The sequence below is a fragment of the Nocardioides sp. genome, assembly GCF_035547795.1.
Classification (GTDB): Bacteria; Actinomycetota; Actinomycetes; order Propionibacteriales; family Nocardioidaceae; genus Nocardioides.
Genome location: NZ_DASZUF010000035.1, coordinates 1 through 25400 on the forward strand (window position 1 = coordinate 1; position 25400 = coordinate 25400).

At 70.2% G+C, this 25400-nt stretch carries 21 protein-coding genes; 6 read left to right on the forward strand and 15 right to left on the reverse strand.

The window, feature by feature from the left end; genetic code table 11:
• Positions 1-82: 82 nt before the first annotated feature.
• Both VHA72_RS02705 and VHA72_RS02710 read right to left on the reverse strand, forming a co-directional pair.
• On the reverse strand, positions 83-2365 hold the full coding sequence (locus tag VHA72_RS02705) for a glycosyltransferase family 2 protein (RefSeq protein WP_325572906.1): 2283 nt from the start codon (positions 2363-2365) through the stop codon (positions 83-85).
• Between the two features lie 103 nt (positions 2366-2468).
• Positions 2469-2723, reverse strand: coding sequence for a WhiB family transcriptional regulator (locus VHA72_RS02710; protein ID WP_325572907.1), 255 nt, complete (start codon positions 2721-2723; stop codon positions 2469-2471).
• A gap of 239 nt (positions 2724-2962) precedes the next feature.
• Between VHA72_RS02710 and cofD the strand changes: the two genes are divergently transcribed.
• From cofD to VHA72_RS02725, 3 genes are read left to right on the forward strand one after another with little or no spacing between them, the layout of a single operon-like run.
• Positions 2963-3997, forward strand: a complete 1035-nt coding sequence (gene cofD / locus VHA72_RS02715; RefSeq protein ID WP_325572908.1) for a 2-phospho-L-lactate transferase — start codon at positions 2963-2965, stop codon at positions 3995-3997.
• Positions 3994-4935, forward strand: a complete 942-nt coding sequence (locus tag VHA72_RS02720; protein ID WP_325572909.1) for a coenzyme F420-0:L-glutamate ligase — start codon at positions 3994-3996, stop codon at positions 4933-4935. The genes cofD and VHA72_RS02720 overlap by 4 nt, the downstream gene beginning before the upstream one ends.
• 40 nt (positions 4936-4975) lie before the next feature.
• Positions 4976-5731 carry a DUF3105 domain-containing protein gene (locus tag VHA72_RS02725; protein ID WP_325572910.1) on the forward strand — a complete coding sequence of 252 codons (756 nt, stop codon included), beginning with the start codon at positions 4976-4978 and terminating at the stop codon, positions 5729-5731.
• Here the strand turns inward: VHA72_RS02725 and dinB are convergent.
• From dinB to VHA72_RS02750, 5 genes are all read right to left on the reverse strand, one after another.
• Positions 5698-6945, reverse strand: coding sequence for a DNA polymerase IV (gene dinB / locus VHA72_RS02730; protein ID WP_325572911.1), 1248 nt, complete (start codon positions 6943-6945; stop codon positions 5698-5700). The two genes, VHA72_RS02725 and dinB, sit on opposite strands and share 34 nt — an antisense overlap.
• A gap of 32 nt (positions 6946-6977) precedes the next feature.
• A complete protein-coding gene (locus VHA72_RS02735; RefSeq protein WP_325572912.1) occupies positions 6978-8081 on the reverse strand; it encodes a mannose-1-phosphate guanylyltransferase in 1104 nt (367 codons plus the stop codon).
• Between the two features lie 122 nt (positions 8082-8203).
• Entirely contained in the window at positions 8204-8980 is a 777-nt protein-coding gene (locus tag VHA72_RS02740) for an ATP-binding cassette domain-containing protein (protein WP_325572913.1), read from the reverse strand.
• Complete coding sequence (locus VHA72_RS02745; protein WP_325572914.1) at positions 8977-10023, reverse strand: ABC transporter permease; 1047 nt, start codon at positions 10021-10023, stop codon at positions 8977-8979. Before VHA72_RS02745 ends, VHA72_RS02740 begins: the two co-directional genes overlap by 4 nt.
• Before the next feature lie 20 nt (positions 10024-10043).
• Positions 10044-11072, reverse strand: coding sequence for a substrate-binding domain-containing protein (locus tag VHA72_RS02750; RefSeq protein ID WP_325572915.1), 1029 nt, complete (start codon positions 11070-11072; stop codon positions 10044-10046).
• Between the two features lie 115 nt (positions 11073-11187).
• On the opposite strand from VHA72_RS02750, the gene VHA72_RS02755 reads away from it, so the two are divergent.
• Entirely contained in the window at positions 11188-11919 is a 732-nt protein-coding gene (locus tag VHA72_RS02755) for a TIGR03089 family protein (protein ID WP_325572916.1), read from the forward strand.
• A gap of 7 nt (positions 11920-11926) precedes the next feature.
• Here the strand turns inward: VHA72_RS02755 and VHA72_RS02760 are convergent, their stop codons facing one another.
• From VHA72_RS02760 to VHA72_RS02795, 8 genes are all read right to left on the reverse strand, one after another.
• Positions 11927-14761, reverse strand: a complete 2835-nt coding sequence (locus VHA72_RS02760) for an FG-GAP-like repeat-containing protein (protein WP_325572917.1) — start codon at positions 14759-14761, stop codon at positions 11927-11929.
• A gap of 235 nt (positions 14762-14996) precedes the next feature.
• Positions 14997-15776 (reverse strand): ABC transporter ATP-binding protein, encoded by a 780-nt coding sequence (locus VHA72_RS02765; protein ID WP_325572918.1) that lies wholly within the window; start codon positions 15774-15776, stop codon positions 14997-14999.
• Positions 15776-16675: an ABC transporter permease gene (locus tag VHA72_RS02770; RefSeq protein WP_325572919.1), complete on the reverse strand. Its 900-nt coding sequence runs from the start codon at positions 16673-16675 to the stop codon at positions 15776-15778. Before VHA72_RS02770 ends, VHA72_RS02765 begins: the two co-directional genes overlap by 1 nt.
• Positions 16668-18647, reverse strand: coding sequence for a glycosyltransferase (locus tag VHA72_RS02775; RefSeq protein WP_325572920.1), 1980 nt, complete (start codon positions 18645-18647; stop codon positions 16668-16670). The genes VHA72_RS02770 and VHA72_RS02775 overlap by 8 nt, the downstream gene beginning before the upstream one ends.
• Entirely contained in the window at positions 18647-19840 is a 1194-nt protein-coding gene (glf, locus tag VHA72_RS02780; RefSeq protein WP_325572921.1) for a UDP-galactopyranose mutase, read from the reverse strand. The genes VHA72_RS02775 and glf overlap by 1 nt, the downstream gene beginning before the upstream one ends.
• A 6-nt stretch (positions 19841-19846) precedes the next feature.
• The gene (locus VHA72_RS02785) at positions 19847-20746 is read right to left on the reverse strand and encodes a glycosyltransferase family 2 protein (protein WP_325572922.1); all 900 of its coding nucleotides are present in this window, start codon (positions 20744-20746) and stop codon (positions 19847-19849) included.
• Entirely contained in the window at positions 20743-21708 is a 966-nt protein-coding gene (locus tag VHA72_RS02790) for a glycosyltransferase family 2 protein (protein ID WP_325572923.1), read from the reverse strand. The genes VHA72_RS02785 and VHA72_RS02790 overlap by 4 nt, the downstream gene beginning before the upstream one ends.
• Before the next feature lie 25 nt (positions 21709-21733).
• On the reverse strand, positions 21734-23176 hold the full coding sequence (locus VHA72_RS02795; protein ID WP_325572924.1) for an LCP family protein: 1443 nt from the start codon (positions 23174-23176) through the stop codon (positions 21734-21736).
• 114 nt (positions 23177-23290) lie between these two features.
• On the opposite strand from VHA72_RS02795, the gene VHA72_RS02800 reads away from it, so the two are divergent.
• Both VHA72_RS02800 and VHA72_RS02805 read left to right on the forward strand, forming a co-directional pair.
• Positions 23291-24529, forward strand: a complete 1239-nt coding sequence (locus tag VHA72_RS02800; RefSeq protein ID WP_325572925.1) for an LCP family protein — start codon at positions 23291-23293, stop codon at positions 24527-24529.
• Entirely contained in the window at positions 24526-25392 is an 867-nt protein-coding gene (locus VHA72_RS02805) for a crotonase/enoyl-CoA hydratase family protein (RefSeq protein WP_325572926.1), read from the forward strand. The genes VHA72_RS02800 and VHA72_RS02805 overlap by 4 nt, the downstream gene beginning before the upstream one ends.
• The last annotated feature ends 8 nt before the right edge of the window (positions 25393-25400 follow it).

A 25400-nucleotide genomic window follows, 5' to 3' on the forward strand; every position in this document is an offset into this window, starting at 1 on the left:
AATCCGAGCGCCATCGCCACCACGGCGGTGGCGAGCAGGCCGATCCAGCAGACCAGCACCGGGATCCGGGTCCGGATCGGGATCAGCGCCACGATGGGCGGCCCCGGGCCGCGGCGGCGGCGAGCCAGCCTTGGGTGCCCAGCACGGCAGCGACCACGGCGGCGCCCTGGAGGCAAACCAGTGGGAACATCATCCCGGTCGGGCTGGTGCCGTGCGCGAGTCGGAGCGTGACGAATCCGAGCGCCATCGCCACCACGGCGGTGGCGAGCAGGCCGATCCAGCAGACCAGCACCGGGATCCGGGTCCGGATCGGGATCAGCGCCACGATGGCGAGCACCGGGACCACCAGGCCCAGCCACCAGGGCGCACCCAGGTCCGAGAGCCGGGCGATGATCAGGTGGCCGCCGCCGAGTTGCGGGCTGGGCAGCCGGCCGGCGTCGAGCAGCAGCCCGTCGCCGGCACCGTGCAGCAGCGCCGGCAGCCACCACGGCAGCAGCAGCACCGGGGCGATCACCAGGGCGAGCGCCGGCGGCCCCCACACGTTGCGGTCGCGGATGCTGCCGGGGACGATCCCGAACGCCGCCACCAACACCACCAGCGCGAGCACGAGCGCCACCAGCCAGGCCGAGGGCGTGAAGCACGCCATCAGGGTGAGCAGCAGGCCGGTGCGCCAGGCCGCTCGCCAGCGTCGCTCCGGATCCGGCTCGGCGAAGCCCAGGCCCGCGTGCGCCGCCCAGGGCAGCAGCGCGCCGGCGACCACGGGACCCAGCCGACCATCGCCCCACGCCCCGCTCACTGCGGGGACCAGGGCGTAGGTGGTGGCTCCCCACAGGATCAGCCAGCGCGGCGCCCCTCGGTGGCTGATCAGCCGGCCCACGATGCGCAGGAATCGCCACGCACCCCACCGCGCCAGCGGGAACGCCAGGACCATCACCACGCTGATGGTCAGCGCGGCATGGCCGCCCAGGATGGTGCCGAGGAGCGCCAGCGGCAGCAGGTACGGCGGTGCCGGCACCGCAGTGCCCAGCCCGAGCGCATGCCAGGACTCGTACTGCAGGTGCCACCACTCCCCGACCCCACCGGGCGCCGGGGAGAGCCCGCCACCGGCCACCGCGTGCCAGGCGGCGCGCGAGCCGATCACGCCGAGCACGGCGACCACCGCCAGCAGCACCGCGACCGGGTTGGTGAAGAACCTGACGATCCACCCGTTCTCGACCGGGATCTCGTCCTCGTCCTCGGCGGCGGCGCGCGCGGCCACCTGGCGGGCGGCGAAGGAGGCGGGGTCGGCCTCGGCGGCGGCGATCCGGCGGCGCTCGGCCAGATCGGAGGCCTGGTTGGTGAGCGCGGTCGCGACGTCGCTGACGAAGTCGAGCCCGTGTCGGTAGGGCAGCCACGCCGGTGCCAGCAGTGCCTTGACCTGCTTGGGCGGCGCCGCGGCCAGCCCGCGGCGCCGCCGGCGCGCGGCGAGCACCATCCGGGGCGAGGAGTAGACCGAGACCAGCGCGGCCAGCTCGTCGAGCGCGGTGCCGACCTCGCGCACCAGCAGGAACCCGATCATCCGCCACAGCGTGCCGAGCGCCAGCCTGACCATCTGGAAGGGCAGCGCCCCGCGGCGCGAGTTGGCCAGCAGCGTGTACAACGCGGCCCGGCGCTCGTGGTAGTGAGTGTGCCGCCCGGTCAGCGGGGTGCGCCGTACGCCGCGGTGCGCCGCCTCGGCGTGGAAGACCACCGCCTGTGGGACGACCAGCGTGGTGTGCCCGGCAGTGGCGGCGCGCCAGCCGAAGTCGAGGTCGTTGCCGAACATCGGCAGCTGCGGGTCGAGTCCGTCCAGCTTCTCCAGCAGGCTGCGCCGCACCAGCATGCCGGCAGTGTTGACCGCGAGCACCTGCCGGACCCGGTCGTGCTGCCCCTGGTCGTACTCCCCGTGCTCCAGGCCGGTCTCGCGCCGCCCGGTGCCCGAGATGGTGATGCCGAGCTCGAGCAGCCGACGCAGCGAGGGCCACTCCCGCAGCTTGGGCCCGAGTACGTCGGCCTCGGGGTGCTCGGCCGCCGCGGCCAGCAGCGCCGCCAGGGCACCCGGGTCCGGCGTCGAGTCGTCGTGCAGCAGCCAGACCCACTCCGGAGCGTCCTCGCGCAGCTCGGCCAGACCGAGCGCCACGGCCTGCGGGTAGGTGGTGGCGCCGGAGACGCGCAGCGCCGTACCGAAGGCCTCCTCGAGCAGCGCCGAGGAGCCGTCCTTGCTGCCGGTGTCGATGGCCAGGACCCGGTCGGGAGGCGTCGTCTGCGCCTTGATGCCGCCGATCACGGTGGGCAGCCAGCGCGCCCCGTCATGGCTGACGAGGAGCACTGCAACCGTGGGACGCACGATCGGCAACCCTAGCCGCCGCCCCCCGACCGGGCGAACCGATGCGCACGCAAATGCAGCGGACCCCGGCGATCGCCGGGGTCCTGCTGTGGCGGCGCGGCGCTCAGACCGCCCGCTTCTTGAGCTTGCGACGCTCCCGCTCGGAGAGGCCGCCCCAGATGCCGAAGCGCTCGTCATTCATCAGCGCCGACTCCAGACATTCGTCACGCACCTCGCAGGTCTGGCAGACCTTCTTGGCCTCCCGGGTCGACCCACCCTTCTCGGGGAAGAACGCCTCCGGGTCCGTCTGGGCGCACAGCGCACGCTCCTGCCAACCCCCGTCGTCGGCGTTCGACTCGAGGAGAAACAACTCCCTCATCGACCTCAGCCCTTTCCGACCTTCAGCAGTAGATGTTGTCGCTACAGATGAACTGCCCCACATATCGGCGTGTCGGCTGGACTACTGAGAAGTACTCCTCACCAAAACGACACTGATGAAATTACATGCCTGTCGCAACGCGAAGTCAAGCCCGCCTTCTGCTATAGCACCACCAGTCACATCAGTCACAACCGCGGGCTCGACGGAGGGGTGCGGGCGGCGTCTGAGAGGCTGTCGCCATGGCCGCATCGACCCGCGAAGAAATCCGCCGGATCACCGTCCTCTCGGGCGGGCACGGCGGCGCGAAGTTCATCCAGGGCCTGTTGCACGGGATCGCCGCCGGCGCACTGCCGGGCGTGAGCCGCGAGGCCGAGGTGACGGTGGTGGCCAACACCGCCGACGACCTGTGGATCCACGGCCTCAAGGTATGCCCCGATCTCGACACGGTGATGTACACCCTGGGCGACGGCCTGGATCACGAGCGCGGCTGGGGCCGCACCGAGGAGACCTGGAGCGTCAAGGAGGATCTGGATGCCTACGAGGTCCCCAACACCTGGTTCGGACTCGGCGACCGCGACATCGCCACCCACCTGGTCCGCACCCAGATGCTCGAGGCCGGCTACCCGCTCTCCCAGGTCACCGCCGCGCTGTGCCGGCGCTGGCTCACCCCGAAGTACGGCGAACGAGTCCGGCTGCTGCCGATGACCGACGACCGGGTCGAGACGCACGTGGCGATCGCCGACGCCGACTCCCCCTCGGGCAAGCGGGTCGTCCACTTCCAGGAGTACTGGGTGCGGCTGCACGCCGCCGTGCCGGCCGAGCAGCTGATCTTCGTCGGGCTCGAGGACGCCGCCCCGGGTCCCGGCGTCCTGGACGCGATCAGCGGGGCCGACCTGGTGATCGTGCCGCCGTCCAACCCGATCGTGTCGATCGGCACGATCCTCGGCGTACCCGGCCTGCGCGAGGTGCTGCGCGCCACCGCGGCCCCCGTGGTCGGCCTCTCCCCCATCATCGGCGGAGCGCACGTGCGTGGCATGGCCGAGCAGATGCTCGCCTCGGTGGGCGCCGAGGTGAGCGCCGCGGGCGTCGGCCTGCACCACGGTGCCCGCGTGGCCGGCGGCGTCCTCGACGGCTGGCTGGTCGACACCGTCGACGAGGCCGCGCTCGGGCGACTGCGCGAGGCCGGGCTGCGGGCGGCCGCGGCACCACTGTGGATGACCTCGCCCGCCGAGACCGCCGCGATGGCCGCCTCGGCCATCGCACTGGTCCGATGATCACCGTCCACGCGCCCGACGGCGTCGGCGACGTGCGGACCGGCGACGATCTGGCCGCCCTGCTGCTGCCCCTGGTCGAGCTCGCCGACGGCGACATCGTCGTGGTCACCAGCAAGGTGGTCGCCAAGGCCGAGGGACAGGTGCGCGCCTCCACCCGCGAGGCGGAGCTGCCCGGCGAGACCCGGCGGGTGGTGGCCCGCCGGGGCGCGACCACGATCGTGCGCAACCGTCTCGGGCTGACCATGGCCGCGGCCGGCATCGACGCCTCCAACGTCGAGCCCGGCCATGTCGTGCTGCTCCCCGCCGACCCCGACGCCTCCGCGCGCCGACTCCGCACCGCGCTCGCCGAGCGGGCCGGGGTCAACGTCGGCGTGGTCGTGACCGACACCGCTGGCCGGGCCTGGCGCGAGGGGCAGGTCGACATCGCGATCGGCGCGGCCGGCGTCCTGCCGCTGGAGAGCTTCGCCGGCCGGGTCGACGGCTACGGCAACGACCTCGTGGTCACCGCGCCCGCGATCGCCGACGAACTGGCCGGGCTGGCCGAACTGGCCGGCGGCAAGCTGGCCGGGCGCCCGTTCGCGCTCGTCCGCGGCCGCGCCGACCTGGTGATGCCCGTCGGCGAGGACGGCCCCGGCGCGACCAGCCTGATCCGCCCGGAGGGTCGTGACTTCTTCGGGTACGGCGCACGCGAGGCCGTGCTGCGCGCGCTGACTGGTCGGCCGGAGGACCGCACCCCGTTCGGCGCTCCGGCCGACCACGAGGAGATGGCGGCGGCGATCGCCGAGGCGACCGGTGGCGTCGCCGTACCGGATGGGGAGGGGCTGACCGTCGACGGCGCCGACCCGACCGCGCTGGCCGCATTGGCCTTCGCCTTCGGCTGGACGGTGGAGGCGGCGGATCGGGGCATCACCGCACGTATGCGTCCGCTGACTCCGTAGACTCTGCGCGACCCGACCCGTCCAGCAGCCCGAGGTAGCAGTGGCCAAGCAGCCGAAGTCCGACCGCCGCGCGGTCCTCGACTCGATCCGCAAGCAACAGCGTGGCGCCGAGCGGGCCCGCGGCTACGCCATCGTCGGCGTCTGCGCCCTGGTGGCGGTGCTGATCGTCGGCCTGGCGGCGTACCAGCCGGTCAAGGGCTGGTGGGACACCCGCAAGTTCAACTCGGTCGACCTGGCCAGCATCGGCAAGCCCGCCTCGGTCTGCAAGCCGGTGACCACGATCAAGGCGGACGGCAATCAGCAGCACGTCCCGACGGGCCAGACGGTCGTCTACACGACCGCCCCGCCGGCGTTCGGCGCGCACTGGAACGAGCAGGGCGTGGCGCCGGTGGCGATGAGCCGCAAGTTCTACACCCGCACCGACCGCCCAGCCCTCGAGGCGTTGGTGCACAACCTCGAACACGGCTACACGCTGCTGTGGTACGACGACACCGTGTCGGCCGCGCAGCTCGACGAGATCCGCGCGATCGGGGCGAAGTTCCCCGGCGACACCAACTTCCGCTACAAGTTCATCGCGGTCCCGTGGCTGCCGGCCGACCAGAAGCAGATCGGCAAGGCCTTCCCCAAGGGCACCCACATCGCGTTCACGCACTGGTCGCAGGGCGGCACCGGCATCACCGACGTGTCCAAGCAGGTCGGCGTCTTCCAGTACTGCTCCGACGTCTCGGGCGCCGCGCTCAAGTCGTTCATGACCAAGTACCCCTACACCGACAGCCCCGAGCCCGGCGCGATGTGAGCCGCGGCCGCCTGCTGACGAACAGTCGGGCCGGGGTCGGGCAGTTGCGGCATCTCCAGGCCCGGGTCGCGCCCGAGGAGTACGGCGCGGGTGACGGCGCCGGCGCCGTACTTGTCCCGGACCGCGTCCAGGGCGCCGTCCAGGATGCTGGCGCGGCGCGCCGGCCACTCCAGCGGCAGCTCCAGCTGCTCGGTCCGGGCGTCGACCAGCCCGGAGATGCCGACCCCGATCAGCGTGCAGCCACGCTCCTCGATCAAGGGGAGCGCGCCGCGCAGCAGCGTCCGCGCGGTCGCGACCCACGCCTCGGTCGCGCCGGTGCTGGACCCGATCGTGGCCGAGCGGGTGGCGCGGGCGTAGTCGTCGAAGCGCAGCCGCAGCGTCACCGTCCGGCCGATCCGCTCCCCCGCGCGAAGGCGTCGCGCGACCCGGTCGACCAGCGCCACCAGGTGGGCGTCGAGCTCGGCGGGCGTGCATCGGCGCCGTCCCAGGGCGCGCTGCGCCCCGACCGACCGGCGCCGCCGGCCGACCTCGACCGGGCGCGGGTCGAGCAGGTGCGCCAGCGCCCACAGGTGCCGCCCGGAGGCCCTGCCCACCAGGCCCTGCACGACCTCCTGCTCGCGCCGTGCCAGGTCGCCGACGGTGCGGATGCCGTCGGCATGCAGCTTGGCGGCGGTGACCGCGCCCACGCCCCACAGCCGCTCCACCGGCAGCGGATGGAGGAACTCCCGCTCGCGCTCCGGCTCGACCAGCAGCAGTCCGTCGGGCTTGCTCACCGCACTGGCGACCTTGGCGAGGTACTTGGTACGGGCGACGCCGACCGAGATCGGCAGCCCGACCTCCGCGCGTACCCGCCGGCGCAGCGCCGCGGCGATCTCGACCGGCTCCCCCGCCAGCCGGCGCAGGCCGCCCACGTCGAGGAACGCCTCGTCGACGGAGAGCCCCTCCACCAGCGGCGTGGTGTCGGCGAAGATGTCGAAGACCCGCGCACTCGCCTCGCTGTACGCCGCGAACCGCGGCGGCACGAGGACCAGCCCCGGACATCGTCGCCGAGCCTCGCCGCCGGCCATGGGCGTCGTGACGCCGTACGCCTTGGCCTCATAGCTGGCCGCGAGCACGATCCCGCCGCCGACCGCGACCGGCCGACCGCGCAGGGACGGATCGTCGCGCTGCTCGACGGAAGCGTAGAAGGAGTCGAGGTCGGCGTGCAGAATCACCCGACCATGATCGAACATATGTTCGACAGTGTCTAGGTCAGGTCGTCCAGGTGGGCCTCCTTGAGCCCGGCGACGACCTGCTTGACCTGCTGCGCCCGCGCCCGGGTCGTGACCAGGACGGCGTCGGGCGTGTCCACCACCACGATGTCGTCGAGACCGACCACCGCGATGGTGCGCCCGCTGCTGGGCACCACCAGCCCGGTGCTGTCGATGGAGTGGACCAGCGACTTCTCCCCCAACACGGTCGGCCCCTCCGCGTCGACGGTCATCGCGGCGTCGAGCAGGGTGGCCAGGGAGTCGAAGTCGCCGACGTCGTCCCAGCCGAACGACGCCGGCACGATCGCCACCCGCCCGGCCGCCGCGGCCGGCTCGGCGACGGCGTTGTCGACGGCGATCTTGGGCAGCCGGCCCCACAGCTCCTCGATCTGATCCGGCTTGGCCGCGATCTCCCGCAGGGTGGCGGCGAAGTCGGGCTGCCAGGTGGCGAGGAGGTCGAGCAGCACGCCGGGCCGGACGACGAACATGCCGGCGTTCCAGCGGTAGCCGCCCTCGGCGAGGTAGCCCTGGGCGGTCGCCTCCGACGGCTTCTCGACGAACTTGTCGACCAGGCAGACACCGGGGAAGCCCTCGAGCTCGCCGGCCTCGTGCACGTAGCCGAACGCGGAACTGGCGAACGTCGGCGTGATGCCGAGCGTGACCAGCCAACCCTCGCGGGCCACCCCGACAGCGGTGTGCACGGCCTCGGTGAACTTCCGGGCCCGGGTGATGACATGGTCGGCGGCGAAGGAGCCCATCACCGCGTCGGGGTCGCGGAGCTCGAGTACGGCGGCGGCCAAACCGATCGCCGCCATCGAGTCGCGCGGGGACGGCTCCGCCAGGATCCCGCCGCGTCCGGCCAGCTCCGGCAGCTGGCCGAGCACGGCCTCCTCGTGGCTGGACCCGGTGACCACCAGCAGCCGGTCCTCGGCGAGCACCTGCAGCCGGTCGTAGGTCTCCTGCAGCAGCGACCGGCCGCTGCCGGTCAGGTCCCGCAGGAACTTCGGCGCCGTCTGCCGCGACAACGGCCACAGCCGGGTGCCGGCGCCGCCCGCCGGGATCACCGCCCAGAAGTTCTCGATGTTCAGCCGTCCTGCCATGGCCCAGAGCCTAGGGCGTGTGGAGGGAGCGGGCATGCGGATCCGACGCGACGTCGCCACTCGCTACACCAAGACCACCTGTCCCCACCTCTCCGGCCCCGACCGCACTACGCGCCCGGCCATCACCCCTCGCCGCCGACGATCAGAGAGACGACGTCAGCCTTGGTGAGCTGGTGGCGAGGATGGAGCCCGACCTGATGTCCACGGCGGAACACCACGATGTCGTCGCACACCTTCAAGATCTGTTCGAGGTCGTGGCTCACGAGCAAGACCGCGGATCCGTGATCGCGCAGCCTCAGAATCAGGTCCTCGACCTGACGTGTCTCCCGCACCCCGAGCGCCGCCGTGGGCTCGTCCAGGAGAAGCAGATCGCTGCCACCGGCCAGTGCGCGCGCGATGGCCACACCTTGACGCTGACCACCGGACATCGAACGAACGTCGATGGCTCCGGGCGGGAGATTGATCGCAAAGCGGTCGAGTAGCTCGACCGCCCGCCGGCGCATCTCCCGCTCGCGTCGTACCTTGACGGGCCCCCATCCCCACGCAAGCTCCCGGTTCAGGAAGATGTTCGCGGTCGCGTCAAGATCGTCCGCCAGCGCAAGCTCTTGGAACACGGTGGCGATTCCGAGCCGCCGGGCGTGGGCGGGCGAGGACACCTGCACAGGTCGGCCTCTCCAAAGCAGCCGACCCGCGTCCGGCTGTTGCACGCCGGAGATGATGCGCACGAGCGTTGACTTGCCCGCACCGTTGTGGCCGAGCAGGCCGAGGACACGACCTGCCGCCACGTTGAAGGAGGCACCGGCCAGCGCCGTCACACCACCGAAGTGCTTGGTGATGCCTTCGAGGGTGAGAACCGCCTCGTGGGCGCCGCTGGTGAATTCGTCGTTGGCAATGGTCACGAGACTCTCGCCTTTCGGGCGCGGGATGTCATCCGGTCGAACACACCGGACTGCTGCAACCCGACCGCGACGATCAGGAGACAGCCGACGACGATCTGCGAGTAGAAGGGATTGGCGTTCATCAGCACGAGTCCGTTGTCGAGGACGCCGAGGAGGATCACGCCGAGAACCGCCCCGGGAATGGAACCCCGACCGCCTGTGAGCGCAGCGCCACCGAGGAGCGCGGCGGTGATCGCGGTGAGCCCTTGATCGGCTCCCGCGGTGGTCGCCTCCCCCAGACCGTTGCTTGCGATGCTCAACAGTCCCGCGACCCCTCCGGCGAGGCCCGCATAGGCGTACACACCGAGCCGGTAGCGGGCGAGACTGATGCCCGTGTTGCGTGCCGCGGCCTCATTGCTTCCCATCGCGAAGATGTGGCGACCCGCCACCGTGTACCTGATGAACAGGTGGGTGAGGAGTGCGAAGACGGCGAGAACCCACACCGGGTACGGAATCCCGGCCAGCTTGTTGGTGCCGAGGTCGAGGAAGAACTTCCCGTTGACGGCTATCTGCAGGCCCTTCGACAGCACGTAGGCGATTCCGGCGAAGCCGCTGAAGGTGGCCAGCGTGACGATGATCGCGTTGATGCGCATCGCGATGACGATGAGTCCGTTGACCGCCCCCGCCGCCAGCCCTACTCCCAACGCGATCAGTACCCCCAGCCCGGTGGGGACCCCGTGGTGCAGGGCCATCGCCACGACCACCGTCGTCAGGCTCGTCGTACTGCCGATCGAGATGTCCAGTCCTCCCGAGATGACCACGACCATCTGCGCGACCGCCAGAACGCCGAGGATCGCGACGGCGACGCCGATGTTGATGATGTTCCCCAGGAGAAAGATCTTGTCGCTCTGGGTGCGGATCGCGGCGCACAGGACGACCAGTGCGACCACCAGACCCACGTTGGCCGGACCGATACGCCTGAGGATTCGTGCGCTCAGCGGCGGTTCGTGGGGGGTGGTGGTGTCGCCGACCTCCTCGGCCGACGACGACACCTCACCCGTCATGCGACTGCTCGGCGGAGTGGTCACTTGCACCCCGCGTACTTCTGGTAGTCGGACTTGTCGATCTGGGGCGTCGGGACGTAGACGTTGTCTCCCACCTTGCCCTTCTTCACGACGAGCGTGTACAGGGTCTTCACGGCCGTCGCTCCGATGAGCCCCGCGTCCAGATACGTCGTCGTCGGGATGGCGACCTGCTGGTACGAGTCGGCGTAGATCTGGCAGGCGAGATCGCCACCGAGTCCGACGCCGAGCACATTCGCCGCCGGAAAGTCGTTGCCCTGGAGAGCCTTCGCCGCGCCGACGACGCCATCGTCGTTGCACGACGTGATGAGCCAGTGCTTCGCCTGGGGGTGGGCGGTGATCGCGGTCCTCATCGAGTCGGTCGCCTTACCCGGTGTCCCGTCGTACGGGACGGTGACCACATGGTTCGACGGGAACGAAGGGTTCGCCTTCTGGAACACGGAGACCTCGGCGTTGGTGCGAAGGTTGCACACCTGAAGAGTCGGAGCGGCGACGACTGCGAAGTACGTGTCAGCGGCCGACCACCCCTTCTTGCCGTATTCAGAGGCCAGGATCTTGCCGACCTGCTCACCGGATCCGGTGTTGTCGAGCCCGATGAACGGAGCCTTCTTGCCGCTGGCGTCCGCCAGAGGCGAGTCGGAGGCGACGAGCGGGATCCCCGCCTGGTCGGTGACGCGGAACACCCGAGGCCCGATGTCGGTGTTGCTGGGCACGACGGCGAGACCCTTGATCCCGCCGGTGATCAGCGACTGGGCGAGAGTGACGTCCTTCTGAGGGTCCTGACCGGAGTCGACGACCTGAAGATCAACGCCGAGCTTCTTGGCCTCCGCCTTCGCGCCGTTCGCCTCGACGACGAAATAGTCGCCCACCGACAGTTGGGTGATCAGCCCCAGCTTCACCGCGCCTTGGGTGTCGCCCGAATCGCCGCCGCTACTGCCGCAGGCGGACAGGGCGGTCGCGGCCGCGACCACGAGCCCGACGACCGCCGCGATTCTCCTCGTGATCCGGGAGGATGGATCGAGAACCCTCATGTTGCGTCCTATCTGTGTCAGAGGTCACCAACATCGGCGTCACTATCCATAAAATATTACTAATTGTCAACGGCAGTGCAGCCGGGCGGACGGCCCGGGCGGAAGGATGGGAACCATGAGCACGTTCGCACAGGTCCTCGGCGCCCAGTTGCGCCACCACCCGGGTCGCCCGCTGATCACGTTCTACGACGAGGCCACCGGCGAACGGGTCGAGCTCTCGGTCACCACCTACGCCAACTGGGTGGCGAAGGCCTCGGCGCTGTTGGTCGAGGAGCACGAGCTCGAGCGCGGTGACCGGCTGCGGATCGACCTGCCGCCGCACTGGCTCTCGCTGGTCTTCCTCGGCGCCGCCTGGAACGCCGGCCTCGTCGTCACCGACGCGGAGGATCCGGACGCGGTGGTGTGCGGGCCCGACGGCCTGGCCCGATGGGCGGCCGAGGCGGCGCAACGACCCACCCTGGCCTGCTCGCTGCGACCGCTGGGCGTGCGGTTCGCCGAGCCGCTGCCCACCGGCGTACACGATGTCGGCGTGGAGGTGTGGGGCCAGCCGGACGGCTGGAGGCCCTGGGACCCGCCAGGCGCGGACGACCCCGCCACCGAGTGGGCCGGCGAGACGACCACCCAGGCGCAGCTGTGGGCGGCCGCCACCGGAGCTTCCCTCTCCGGCGGCGACCGCCTCGTGTCGGAGGTGGACCCGGCTTCCCCACCGGGAACCGCCTCCTTCTGCGAGCCGCTCGTCAGCGGCGGCTCGCTCATCCTGGTCGCCCACGCCGACCCCGACCGGCTCGAGGCGATCGCAGTCGCCGAGCGGGCCGATGGTCGCTTCCCACGCGAGGCCCAGGTGTGACCGGCTCTCAGCCGGCCAGGTCGTAGCCTCCGAACCCGCTGCCCAGCAGGACCGGCGCGGCCAGTTGCCCGTTCGCGCCGCGGGCGATCTGGTAGAGGTTGCCGGTGCCCTTCTGTCGCACGATCAGACCGGGGGCGCCGGAGAGACCGACGTTGCTGACCCCGATCACCCAGTCGTACGCCGTCAGGCTGCCGCCGATCGTGACCGCGTTGGTCAGCCCGCCGGGGCCGTTGCCCGGGTAGAGCACCGTCTTCTTCGCCTTGACGAACAGCGCGTCCGGGGCGCCGTCGCCGTCCCAACGGCCGACCGCGACCTGCTGCTGCGCCTTGATCGCCTTGTGCGACGGATAGCCGGCGGCGAGGCCCGCGGCACCCTGGCCGGGCCAGATGTACATGGTGCCGTTCGATTGGCCCTGCAGGTCCGGCCAGCCGTCACCGGTGATGTCCCCGGCGGCGGTCAGCATGGTGACCGCGCCGAAGCCCGTGGCCAGCAGCGTCGGGGCCGCGAAGTGACCCTGCCCGTTGCCGAGGTAGAGGTAGAGGTTGCCGTCGGTGTTGCGGGTGACGAGGTCGTCGAAGCCGTCCCGGTTCCAGTCGCCGGCGTTGAGCAGCAGGTTGGCGTTCGGGATGGCGAGTCCGGTGGGGATCAGCGCCCCGAGGCCGCTGCCGGTCGGCACCGGGCCGGGCGGCGCCGTGCTGACCGGCGCGCCGAACGTGCCCGCACCGGTGCCCGGCAGGGTCACCGTGGCGCCGCTGGACCTGCGGCCGACCAGGTCGGGATGACCGTCACCCGTCACGTCGCCCGGACCGGCCAGCCCGACGACGCCGTGCAGGTTGACCGAGTGCTGCGCCTTGCGAACGAACGTCCCGTTGCCCCTGCCGAGGTAGATGCTCAGCCGGCCCTTGTTCTTGCCCTTCTTGGTGATCTTGGCGACCAGGTCGTTGTGCCCGTCACCGTTGACGTCGCCGACCGCGGTGACCAGGGAGCGGTGGACGAAGTGCTTCTTGTCCTTGGCCACCGGCGCGCCGTAGTGGCCGGCCCCATTGCCGGGCCGGACCTTCGCCACGCCCTTCTTGGTCACCTTGACCAGGTCCGGCTTGCCGTCGCCGGTCAGGTCGGGCGAGACCACGGACTGGGTCACGGCCTTGCGACCGGTGGTCTTCGCGGCCACCCCCGTGGTCGGCACGACGTACACCTGCTTGTTGGTGGCGTTGCGGACCACGATGTCGGGGTAGGCCGAGCCGGCAACGTTCGACTCCAGATCACGGCCCGACCAGCCCACCTGCAGCGAGGCGGCCAGCTTCCGGATCTTGGGGATCTTCTTGTAGAGGTACTTGCCCGGGCACGCCGTCGACTTGGTGTCGCGGTGGCCCATGATCGAGGACACGAAGGTCCGGGGGCCGATGGTCACGTTGGTCGCGGCGGCCGAGACGCCGTACAGGGACAGCTTCCAGGCGAACAGCGCGCCCTCCGCCTGCACGATCGCCGAGCCCGGCTTGGCGATCTCGAAGTTGCCGATCGCCGAGACGCCGAACCCGTAGTCGTTGTAGTTCTCGGTGTGGGCGCCGACCACCGCGCGGTCGACACCGCCGTACCGGCCCTCCCAGATGCGGCCGAACTTGTCGATCAGGAAGTTGTAGCCGATGTCGCGCCAGCCGCGGCTCTTGACGTGGTAGGCGTAGATGCTGCGGATGATGCCCGGCACCTCCGCGGCGGTGTAGTCGTTCGCGTTGACGGTGTGGTGCACGAAGCCGCCGTGGACCTCGGCGTAGCTCGGCGGGGTCTGCTCACGCACCCGCTCGTCGGCACCCCACTGGGCGCGGCTGTAGATCTGCGGCTTGGGGGTGTACGCCGCGGCCGCCAGCACCGCCTGCTCGGCGTCGCCGGACTGCCCGCTCGCCGACTCGCTCGACTCGCTCGACTCGCTCGCCGACACCGTCGCCGTGCTCCGCTGACCGGTCGTGCCGCTCGCGGCGGTCGAAGCGGAGTACGTCGCGGGCGCCGCGGTCATCGTGTCGGGCGCGCTGGCCGGATCGGGGTCGAGCCGGGAGGTGTCGAGCGCCGGCCGCTCCTTGGCCGTCGACGTCGGGGTGCCCGGGTCGATCACGGCGAGCTTCATGTCCGGCGGGACCGCCGCGCCGGTGATGGTCATCCGGACCTGGACCAGGTCGACGTGGCCGACCAGCGCCTCCATCGTGCCGGGGCGCGAGCGCTTGCCGTCGGCGCTGCCGGCATCCGGGCCGTCCGGGTCGTAGTCGGCCTTCTGCCAGGAGCCCCAGACGCCGTCCTTCTTGCTGCGGACCTGCACCCGCACCTGGCTGGGCTTGAGGTCGTCCCCGTGCTGCCAGGTCACGCCGACGGTGCCGAAGCCGGTCACCTTCTGCGGCGTGCTGGTGATGACGGTGGTGTGCTGCCGCAGCCGCAGGGAGGTGTCCTTGGCGACTCGCGCGGCGATCTTGCCGGCCTTCTTCGCCGGCGCCACCCGAGCGTGCGGGGTGGCGGCGCCGGTGGCCACGCCGATGGCGCGGCGGCCCACCAGCGGCGCCGACGGGGCGGTCAGCTGCACCTCGTCGACGGTCGGATCGACGGCCGAGGTCGGCACCACCGAGGGTGTGGTGGCCGCCTTGACGTACGCCGCCAGGGCGCCGCTCGGTGTGGGCGCGATGGCCGACGTGGCGGGCGCGGTCGCGGGCGACGTGGCCGGCGAGCTGGTGCCGGCCGGCTTCTCGCGGACCACGTCGAGGGTCACGATGCCGGCGGCGGGGACGAGGGCTGCGACGACGACGCCGAGCACCAGCAGCTGCTGGCACAGGGCGACGTAGCGCGTCTTTGCGGAGTGCATTCCATTGCTCCAGGTGTGGGGGAAGAGTCACACGAGGGCTCAACTTTCACACCCGTCACAGCGCCCTGGGAAGGGTTTGCGAGTAACTACAGAATTGTAATTTCCACTCGACACGCCGACATATCCGAGATTAAAGTAAAATTACAATCTTGTGATTCCGACCAGGGGCACACACATGCACGCTGCCCGCCCTCCGAGGAGGGCGGGCAGCGTGGCGTGGTACCGAGGGTGGGAATCAGACGTCGGCGCCGAGCTCGGCGTCGTCGGCGGCGAGCTCGTCGCCGTCGTCCTCGTCCTCGTAGTGCAGGAAGCGGATGCCCTCGTCGACGTCGCCGTCGAAGACCAGCCGACCCTTCTCCAGGCAGATCACCCGGTCGCACATCTTCTGCACCGACCCCGCCGCGTGGCTGACGTAGACGATCGTTCGGCCGCTCTCCCGGATCTCCTGCATCTTCGCCAGACACTTGCGCTTGAACGGCTTGTCCCCCACCGCGAGGATCTCGTCGGCCAGGAAGATGTCGCAGTCGACGTGCACGGCGATGGCGAACCCGAGCCGCGAGCTCATTCCCGAGGAGTAGGTTCCCACCGGCTGGTCGATGAACTGCCCGATGTCGGCGAAGTCGATGATCTCGTCGAGCACCGCCTTGGTCTCCTTCTCGGACAGACCGTAGATGGCGGCGTTGAGGTAGATGTTCTCCATCCCGGAGAGCTGGTTCTGGAAGCCCGCGCCGGTCGCGATCAGCCCGGCGATCCGGCCACGGGTGAGCAGCGTGCCCTTGTTGGGCTTCATCACGCCGCTGACCAGCTTGAGCAGGGTGCTCTTGCCGGAGCCGTTGAGCCCCATCAGGCCGACCGACTCCCCCTGCTGGATGGTGAAGGAGACGTCGTCGACCGCGTTGAACCTGTCGACGGTCTGCTCGCCGCGCATCTTCGCGACCGTCATCTTCTTGAACGTCTTGTGGCGACGGAGCACGAAGTCCTTCGTCACGTGCTCGGCGACGATTGCCTCCGCCATCAGAACTGCTCCGGGATCCGCGCCTGGAACTTGCTGAAGAACCACTGCGCGAACAGCAGGATCACCAGCGACGCGGCGAGTGCTTCCAACCCCTGCCGGTACAGGTGCGGCGGGAACTCCGTCTTCAGCACGTGGTGCGGGTGATCGGTCGACAGCGCCCAGAACGCCCGCTGGAAGAGCAGACAGGCCACCGCGATCGGGTTACCCAGCACCACCGGCTGCAGACTGCCCGCGTGCTGCGAGAGCTGGTCGTAGGAGTAGATCATCGTGCAGCCGAAGCGGACGAAGTTGTTGAGGATGCCCACCAGGCTGCCGAAGTCGCGCCAGAACACGTTGGCCACGCTGAAGATCAGCGCCAGCGCGGTGCCCAGCATCATCAGGATGGCGACCGAGAGCAGGCCCCCGATCAGCGTGCCCATGTCCGGGTGCCAACCGGTGAGGATGCAGACGACGAGCAGGATCGCCAGTTGCGGCAGCACGTGCCACAGCGAGACCAGCATGGCCGCCACCGGGAACATCTCCTGGGGCAACGGCATCTTCTGCACCAGCGACTTGTTGCGCATGATGGAGGCCGTGCCGGAGCCGAAGGTCTCGGTGAAGAAGTGCACGATGATCAGGCCGCTGAACACGTGCACCGGATAGTTCTGGATGGTGGCGTGCGCCCCCATCACGATGCCCATGATGTACCAGTAGATGAAGAACTGGGTCAGCGGGTTGATGTAGGACCACAGGAAGCCCAGGAACGAGCGCTCGTAGCGCGCCGAGATCTCCCGCTGCACCAGCAGCTTGAGCAGGTAACGGCGCTTGAAGACCGAGACCAGGCCCAGGTTCGACGACGGCGCGGCCAGCGGAGGCAGAGCCGTGCCGGACGTCGCCGAGGCGGTCGCCACCTCAGTCATCGCCAGCCTCCTTCCACGGCTTGAACGTCTCCTCCCACGCCTGCGGCGAGGTGATGTCGGCCAGCGCGGAACGGTACCGCTCGGCCAGTTGCGGCCACTCCCGCAGGTAGCGGGCGTGCAGCTCCAGTGTGCGCTTGAGCAGCTCGCGGTAGAGCTTCGGGTCACGACGGTAGAGGGCCGCAGCGGTGCCGTCGTTCATCGACACGATCGCGGAGTCGTACGACGAGATCCGGTACCACTTCGCGTCCAGGGCCGGCACCGCCACCTCGGGGTTGGTCCGCGACAGCGGGCGCGGCTTGCGCAGCTGGCGCAGCGGGGCCAGGCCGGCGGTGATGATCTGCGCCTTGCGCGAGGGCACCTCGGTGAGGTCCTTCTTGCTCGGCTTCTCCACCCGGACCGGCGGCAGGTCGTCGGGGTCGGCCACCAGCTGCGCGTCGCTGAACTGGCCGCGGATGGCGTTGATCTCCGCCAGCCGGGTGGCGAGCATGCCGTGCAGCGCCTCGGGGCCCTTGAGGATGTCCTCCATCGCCTGCAGCCGCAGCTCGGCGGTGGAGTACTGCATCGCCACCAGGTGCGCGATCTGGTTGTTCAGGCTCTCCCGCAGCAGCCGGCCGCCGCGCGGGAACGGCGAGTGCAACAGTGCCGCGATCAGCCGGTTGCGCAGGTGGAAGTAGGACTGCCAGTCGACCGCGTCGTTCTTGTCGGTCCACGGCACGTGCCACACCGCCGCGCCCGGGAACGTCACCGTCGGGAAGCCGTGGGCACGCGCCCGCAGGCCGTACTCGGCGTCGTCCCACTTGATGAACAGCGGCAGGCTCAGCCCGACCCGGTCGATCACCTCGCGCGGGATCAGGCAGGAGAACCAGCCGTTGAAGTCGACGTCCTGGCGCTTGTGCAGCCAGCGCGCCGAGCGGATGTTGCGGGTGGCGAAGTCCCACTGCACGAAGGCGTCCTCCGGCGTACGCCACCAGAACCGCCACGGCAGCACGATCTCGCCGAAGCTGTGCAGCCGCGAGCGCGCGTAGAGGCTGAACATGTGGCCGCCCACGATGGTGGGCCGCTTGGCCAGATCACCGAAGGTGACCTGGCGGATGACGCCCTCGGGCTCGCAGACGACGTCGTCGTCCATCATCAGCGCGTACGTCGCGGTGCCCTTGCGCAGCGACTCCAGCTGGCCACGGGCGTAGCCGCCGGAGCCGCCGAGGTTGCCCTGCTCGATGATCCGCAGCTTCTCGCCCAGCGCTTTCTCGGCCGCCGGGAACTCCTCGTTGTCGGCCACCTTCTTGGTGCCCTGCTCCATCACGAAGACGGTGTCGAGGTAGTCGGCCAGGTCGGGCTCGCCGAACTGCTGCAGCAGCCTGGCGCAGAACTCCGGCCGGTTCATCGTGGTGATGGCGACGTCCACGGTGCCGTGCGCGGCCCGGTCCTCGGGGACGTTCGCGGTCCACTCGGCGCTGATCACCACCGGGTGCTCGCCGGCGACGACGTCGTACCAGTACCAGCCGCCGTCGATGAACGGCGCCAGCGGCAGCTCGAAGGTCAGGGTGTTGGCCCCCGTGCTCTCGCTGACCGCGGAGCCGACCCGCTGGCTGTTGCCGTTGGCCAGCGACTTGTTCACGATCACGGTGGCGCCGGCGCCCTCGACCGTCACGGTCAGGGTGACGTGCTCCACGATCGTCCAACGCCGCCAGTACGACGCCGGGAAGGCGTTGAAGTAGGCGCCCAGGCTCAGCCGCTGCCCGGCGTCGACCAGCAGCCGGGTCCGGTCCAGGATCTGGTCGGCGCGGATCTGCTCGCCGCTGCCGGTGGCCTGGCGGATCTTGGTGTTGTTGAGCTCCTTGGCCGCACGCTCCCCGCCGACGACGTACTTGTCCTCGTCCAGGTCGGCGTCGTCGGGGTCGACGTAGAGCGCGAAGACCTCGAAGTCGCGGTCGAGCGGCAGGATCTGCCGCTGCAGCAGACGGGTGACCATCAGGCGTCCACACCCCCGGACTTCAGCTCCGCCCCCTCGGCGAAGTGCGGCTTGATCTTGTTCTCGTACATGGACAGCGCCGAGGCGATGGCCATGTGCATGTCGAGGTACTTGTAGGTCCCGAGCCGGCCGCCGAAGAGCACCATCGGCTCCTTGGTCGCCAGGTCACGGTACTTCAGCAGCTTCTCGCGGTTGTCGGCCGTGTTGATCGGGTAGTACGGCTCGTCGCCCTCCTCGGCGAAGCGGCTGTACTCGCGCACCACGATCGTCTTGCCCGGGGTGTACGACGCGGCCCGCTCGGGGTGGAGGTGCTTGAACTCCAGCTCACGCGTCCAGGGGACCTCGGGGTCGTTGGCGTTGACCACCCCCGTGCCCTGGTAGTCGTCCACGTCGAGGACCTCGGACTCGAGGTCGACCGTGCGCCAGGAGAGACGGCCCGCACAGTACCCGAAATACTCGTCGACCGGGCCGGTGTACACGATCGGGACCTTGCCCTTGAACTCCTCGGCGACGGCGAAGAAATCGGTCTCGAGCCGCACCTCGATGTTCGGGTGGTCGGCCATCCGGGTCAGCCAGGCGGTGTAGCCGTCGGTCGGCAGGCCTTCGTACTTGTCGTTGAAGTAGCGGTTGTCGAAGGTGTAGCGGACCGGGAGCCGGGTGATGATGTCCGGGCTCAGCTCCGTGGGGTCCTTCTCCCACTGCTTGGCGGTGTAGCCCTTGATGAAGGCCTCGTAGAGGGGGCGGCCGATCAGCGAGATCGCCTTCTCCTCGAGATTGGTGGCCTCCTCGGTCTTGAACTCGCTGGCCTGCTCGGCGATCAGCGCGCGTGCCTCGGCCGGGGTGTGGGACTTGCCGAAGAACTGGTTGATCAGCGCCAGGTTCATCGGCAGCGAGTAGACCTGGCCCTGGTACTTGCCAAAGACCCGGTGCTGGTAGTTGGTGAACGTCGTGAACCGGTTGACGTACTCCCACACCTTCTCGTTGCTGGTGTGGAACAGGTGCGTCCCGTACTTGTGCACCTCGATCCCGGTCTCGGGGTCGAACTCGCTGTAGGCGTTGCCGCCCAGGTGGGGACGACGCTCCAGGATCAGGACCTTCAGACCCAGGTCGGCGGCGCAACGCTCCGCGACGGTCAGGCCGAAGAAGCCCGATCCGACCACGACGAGATCGGGAGTATCAACACTGTCTGGCACGATCGGTCAGTCTACGGACGCCCGGGGAACACTCCGCATTCCCCGCGCCGCCCGTACGGCGGAGATCACATTGCCGGCCTCGCGGGGACCGCCCCGGACCGGGCTCAGCAGTACCACCAGGAGCACGATCAGCCAGGGCTTGAGCCGCACCAGCGGATTCTCGCCGTACCGGAAATGGACGGCGAAGAGGTTGCGGTACATGTAGAAGCCCTTCCAGCTGGCCAGGTCGTGCTGCTGGCTGAAGTCGAGCTGGCGGACCAGGACCGCGTCGCGGACCGCCCAGATGTCGAAGCCGGCACGGCGGGCGCGCAGGGCGAAGTCGACGTCGTCGTAGAAGATGAAGAAGCTCGGGTCGGGCAGCCCGATCGCGTCGATCACCCGGCGCCGCACCATGAAGCCCTCGAACGCCACGTTCTCCAGCCGCACCCGGGCGGGCATGTCGGCGCGGGTGGCGTAGGTGGACACGACGCTGGCGGTCTTCGGCTTGATCGCCAGCGGGTTGCTCAGGTCGAAGCGGGTGGCGGCCAGCTCGATCAGGGCGCCGTCGGTGTTCTCCCGCACGCTCATCAGGCAGTCCTCGTCTTGGGCGAGGAGCACCGACAGGCAGTCCGGTGCGGGAACGACGTCGTCGTCCATCAGCCAGATCCGGTCGAAGCCCTGCTCGTAGGCCACCTTCATGCCGCGGTGGAAGCCGCCGGCGCCGCCGAGGTTCTTCTCCGCGGTGACGACCTGCAGGCCTGGGACCCGCGCGGCCGCCAGCACGTCGGCGGTGTGATCGGTGGAGGCGTTGTCGACCACGATCACCGCGTCCGCGGGCCGCTCGAGCGCGGCCAGGCCCTCGAGCATGACCGCGAGCAGGTCGGCGCGGTTGTAGGTGACGACGACGATCGCGACGGACTCGGTCACCGCCGCGACCTCCCTTCGAGACGCTCGCGGCGCTCGCTCGTCAGGAACCGCTCGTGGCCGGTGAAGTCGCCGCGCAGCGCCGCCCACCAGGCCCTCACGCTGAGCACCAGCCGCTTCGGGGAGGGGCGGGTGAACGTGTAGAACCACAGGGTCTTCAGCACAAAGGCCACCGCATACAGCCATCCCTTGTAGTCGCGCAGGTTGAGCAGGTTGTTGCGGGCCATGCAGTAGTGCTTCAGGTCGCTGGGCGTGTGGTTGTACGTCGTCCGCCCGCCCAGCATCGGCGTGCCGAGGCTGCCCACCGCCGGGTGGCGCACCTGGGCGTCGACCACGGTGCCGATCCGAGCACCGGCCGCCTCGGCGCGCAGCCGGTACTCGTGGTCGTCGCCCCAGATGAAGTACTCCTTGCGCGGCAGCCCGATCCGCTCCACCAGCTCGCGGGTGACCAGGACGCCGTTGAACGGGATGACGATGCCGTCGATCCGGCCGTCGGTGGCGGCGGCGCGCACGTCGGCCAGGTCGTGGACGACCCGGGTGCCGCCCGGCAGCCGGATCGGGAAGACCAGCCGGCCCGGGTCGTCTCGATCGACGACCAGCGGCCCCCAGAAGTCGAGGTCGCGCTCCCGCAGCAACCGAGCCAGACAGTCCGGGTCGGGCAGGCCGTCGTCGTCCATCAGCCAGACCAGGTCGGCGCCGCGCTCCATCGCCCAGGCGAGCCCCTCGTGGAACCCGCCCGCTCCCCCGGTGTTGCTGGCCAGCGTGCGGGCCAGCACCCGTGCCGTGGGGTGGTCGTCGGCCGGGTCGGCGCCGTCGATCCCGGCGAGCCATCCCGACGTACCGTCGCTGGAGGCGTTGTCCACGATCAGCACCTCGTCGAGCTCGGCGATCCGGTCGAGGCGCTCCAGCAGCCCCTGCAGCATCTGCAGCCGGTTGTAGGTCACCACGACCGCCACCACACGCACGGGCCTCACCCTACGGGGCGATCGATCAGCAGGCGCCCGCCAGGTCGTCGGTCTGGTTGGCGACGTAGCCGGTCTTCAGCGAGCCGTACGAGCCCTCGGTCATGACGTCCTTGCTGGGCGCCGGGGTGGTCGCGGACTTCTTCTTGGACTGCTTGGCGGCCTTGGTGCCGGCGGCGCTCTTCGGCGCGGGCGGCGGCGGGTTGATCGCCTTGTCGATCGCATCGTGGATGACACCCAGGTCGGGGTGGCTGGTGTCGACCAGCGGCGGCACCAGCGACAGCGTGGCGATCTTCTGCGACTTCGCCTTGAGGGCGAGCTGTGCGAAGTGGTCGACCTCGCTGGTGGGGATGTCGGTCTGGAACAGCGACGCGGAGGCGTGCGCGATGGCGGTGAAGTTCTTCATCACGCTCGCCGGGCTGATCTGGTGCAGCATCGCGTTCATCACGCACTTCTGCCGCGCCATCCGGGAGTAGTCGTCGGAGGTGGCGCGCGAGCGGGCGTACCAGAGCAGCTGCTCGCCGGTGAGCTTGCGCACGCCGGGCTTGATCCAGCCGGTGACCGCGCCGGTCTTGCCGATCGCGATCGGCTGGCGGACGTTGATCGTCACCCCGCCGACCGCGTTGGCCAGGTCGCGGAAGCCGGGCATGTTGATCATCGCCCAGTAGTTGATGTCCAGGCCGGTGATGCCCTCGACGCCCTCGATGGTCGCCTCGACGCCGGGCTGGTCGAACTTGTCGAACAGCGCCTTGTGGTCGGCGGCGTACGTCGAGAGGCTGTTGAGCTCGCAGGTCGAGCAGTTGTAGCCGTGCGGCCACTGCTTGGCCAGGATCGAGCCCTTCGGGAACGGGAAGTTCATCATGTTGCGTGGCAGCCCGATCAGCACCGTCTTGCCGGTCTTGGCGTCGATGGACGCCACCGTCATCGAGTCGGTGCGCAGGCCCCAGCGGGTGACGCCCGAGTCGGCGCCGACGAGCAGGACGTTGTAGCGGCCGTCGTGGGCGTTGGTGACGGTGTTGCCGGCGAACATCGCCATCACCATCCCGCGCTGGACGCCGACCAGGTGCGCCCCGAAGAGCAGCACGCTGGTGACCGCGAGGGTGACCACGCCGGCCACCGAGACGACCGCGCGCCGATGGCCCATCGCCAGCGTGAGCGGCTGGCTGATCCGCCAAGCGTCGTAGAAGAGGTAGGCCCAGCCGACCGCGCCGACGGTCAGGCCGATGCGCAGCGTCAGCAGCACGCTCGGCGTGGTGGCCAGCCAGAAGACCAGCTCGTGCCAGAGCACGGAGGTGACCAGGGTGAGGAAGCCGCCGGCCAGGAGCAGCACCCAGATCCGCATCGCGATCCGGCCGACGCGCCGGTCGCCGGCGACCAGCTGCGCCGAGCCGGGTACGACGAGCGTCATCGCCATCAGGGCGAGCGCCCGGCGGAATCGGACACGCGCGGCGCGCTCCTCGATGGTCCGCATGGAACGGCCTCTCTGTGCTCTGAGGGGAAGGTCAGTGCCTCGCCAGTATCTACAGTCACATCAGTCACAGCCGGTACGACGCGCCGGGTGGGCCGAGCCTGTACCGTCTGGCCCATGCCTGAGCGACCCGATCCCGAGCGCCGCCCAGATCGGCAGGGCTCCGACTTCGGCTGGCTGTACGGGAAGGACGCCCCCGAGCCGTCTGCCGACGCGCCCCGCGAGGACGCCACCCGGCCCATGCCGACGGACCAGCGCCGGGCCCGCGCCGGGGCGACCTACAGCGCCCACAACGGCAGCCGGCCCGCGTCGCGGCCGACGCCTCCTCCGATCGCGCCCACGCCCGGCGGCGCGGGCAGCGGCGGCGGCTCCGGTCGCAGCCGCGGCCGGTTCTGGCGACCGCGTCGGGTCGTCCAGCTGGTAGGGCTGCTGATCGTGGCCTGGATCGCCTACCTGGTGCTGGTGCCGATCTTCGCGTGGAAGAGCGTGGACCAGGTCGCCTTCGCCCCCGGCGGCGACCGGCCCGCGGCGCAGCCGGGCACGACGTACCTCATGGTCGGCAGTGACTCCCGCGCCGGGCTGACCAAGAAGCAGCGCAAGCGGCTCAGCACCGGCGACGCCGCCGGCCAGCGCACCGACACGATCATGCTGCTGCACACCGGCAGCGGCCCGAACGTGCTGATGTCGATCCCGCGCGACTCCCTGGTGCCGATCCCCGGCCACGGCACGGCCAAGATCAACGCCGCGTTCGCCTGGGGCGGCCCGAAGCTGCTGGTGCAGACCATCGAGCAGAACACCGGCATCCGGATCGACGACTACGTCGAGATCGGCTTCGGCGGCCTGGTGAAGACCGTCAATGCGGTCGGCGGCATCACCATCTGCCCCACCACCGCGATGAACGACCCGCTCGCCGGGCTGCACATCAAGGCCGGCTGCCAGCACGCCGGCGGCGTCAAGGCGCTCGGCTACGCCCGCTCGCGGCACACCCAGGCGCTGGGTGACATCGGCCGCGCCCAGCACCAGCGCGAGGTCGTCTCCGCGATCGGCAAGAAGGTCGCCTCGCCGATGACGGTGATCAACCCGTTCCGCTACTGGAAGCTGCTGCACGCGGTGCCCGACCTGTTCACCTTCGGCGACGGCACCTCGGCGTTCCGCGCCGCGGAGTGGGCCAGCGCGATGACCCACGTCAACGGGAAGAACGGCCTGACCTGCGGCATCCCGATCTCGGACCTGGCGGTGCACTGGGACCACGCCCGGGCGCTCAGGCTGATCAACTACATCAAGACCGACCACACCGCCGACATCCCGGCCAGCCTCTGCACCCCCTCGGGCCTCCCGAAGTCGGTGACCGGATGAAGACGCTCAGCCTGAGCGTCGACGCGGACGGCATCGCCACCCTCACCCTGGATCGGCCGGACGCGCTCAACGCGTTCGACGTCACCATGGCCGACGAGCTGCGGCACTTCTTCGAGACCGACGCGTACGACGACGCCATCTCGGCGATCGTGGTCACCGGCGCCGGCCGCGCCTTCTGCGCCGGCATGGACCTCTCCGCCGAGGGCAACGTCTTCGGCCTCGACGAGTCGCTGGACCCGACCCCCGAGTCGCTGCGGGCGCACCTCGACGACCCGGCCTGGGACCGCGGCGTGCGCGACACCGGCGGCAAGGTCACCCTGGCGATCCATGCCCTGCCCAAGCCGGTCATCGCCGCGATCAACGGCCCGGCCGTCGGCATCGGCGCCACCATGACGCTGGCGATGGACCTGCGGCTGGCCTCCAGCGCCGCCCGGATCGGCTTCGTGTTCGGCCGGCTCGGCATCGTGCCCGAGGCCTGTTCGTCGTACTTCCTGCCCCGGATCGTGGGGGTCTCACAGGCACTGGAGTGGTTCTACACCGCCGACATCCTCACCGCCGAGCAGGCGCTGGCGGGCGGGCTGGTGCGCAGTGTGCACGAGCCCGAGGACCTGCTGCCGGCCGCGTATGCCCTGGCCCGCTCGTTCGTGACCGGCCGCTCCGCCGTCTCGGTCGGACTGATCCGGCAGCTGGTCAACCGCAACAGCGCCGCCGGCCACCCGCTGGAGGCACACCTGTCCGACTCGCTGGCGATGTGGCACACCTCGGTCGGCGACGGCAAGGAGGGCGTGGCGGCGTTCCGGGCCAAGCGCCCGCCGGAGTTCACCGGTCGCGCCTCGCGGATCCCGCGGGTCTTTCCCGACTGAGCACCCGG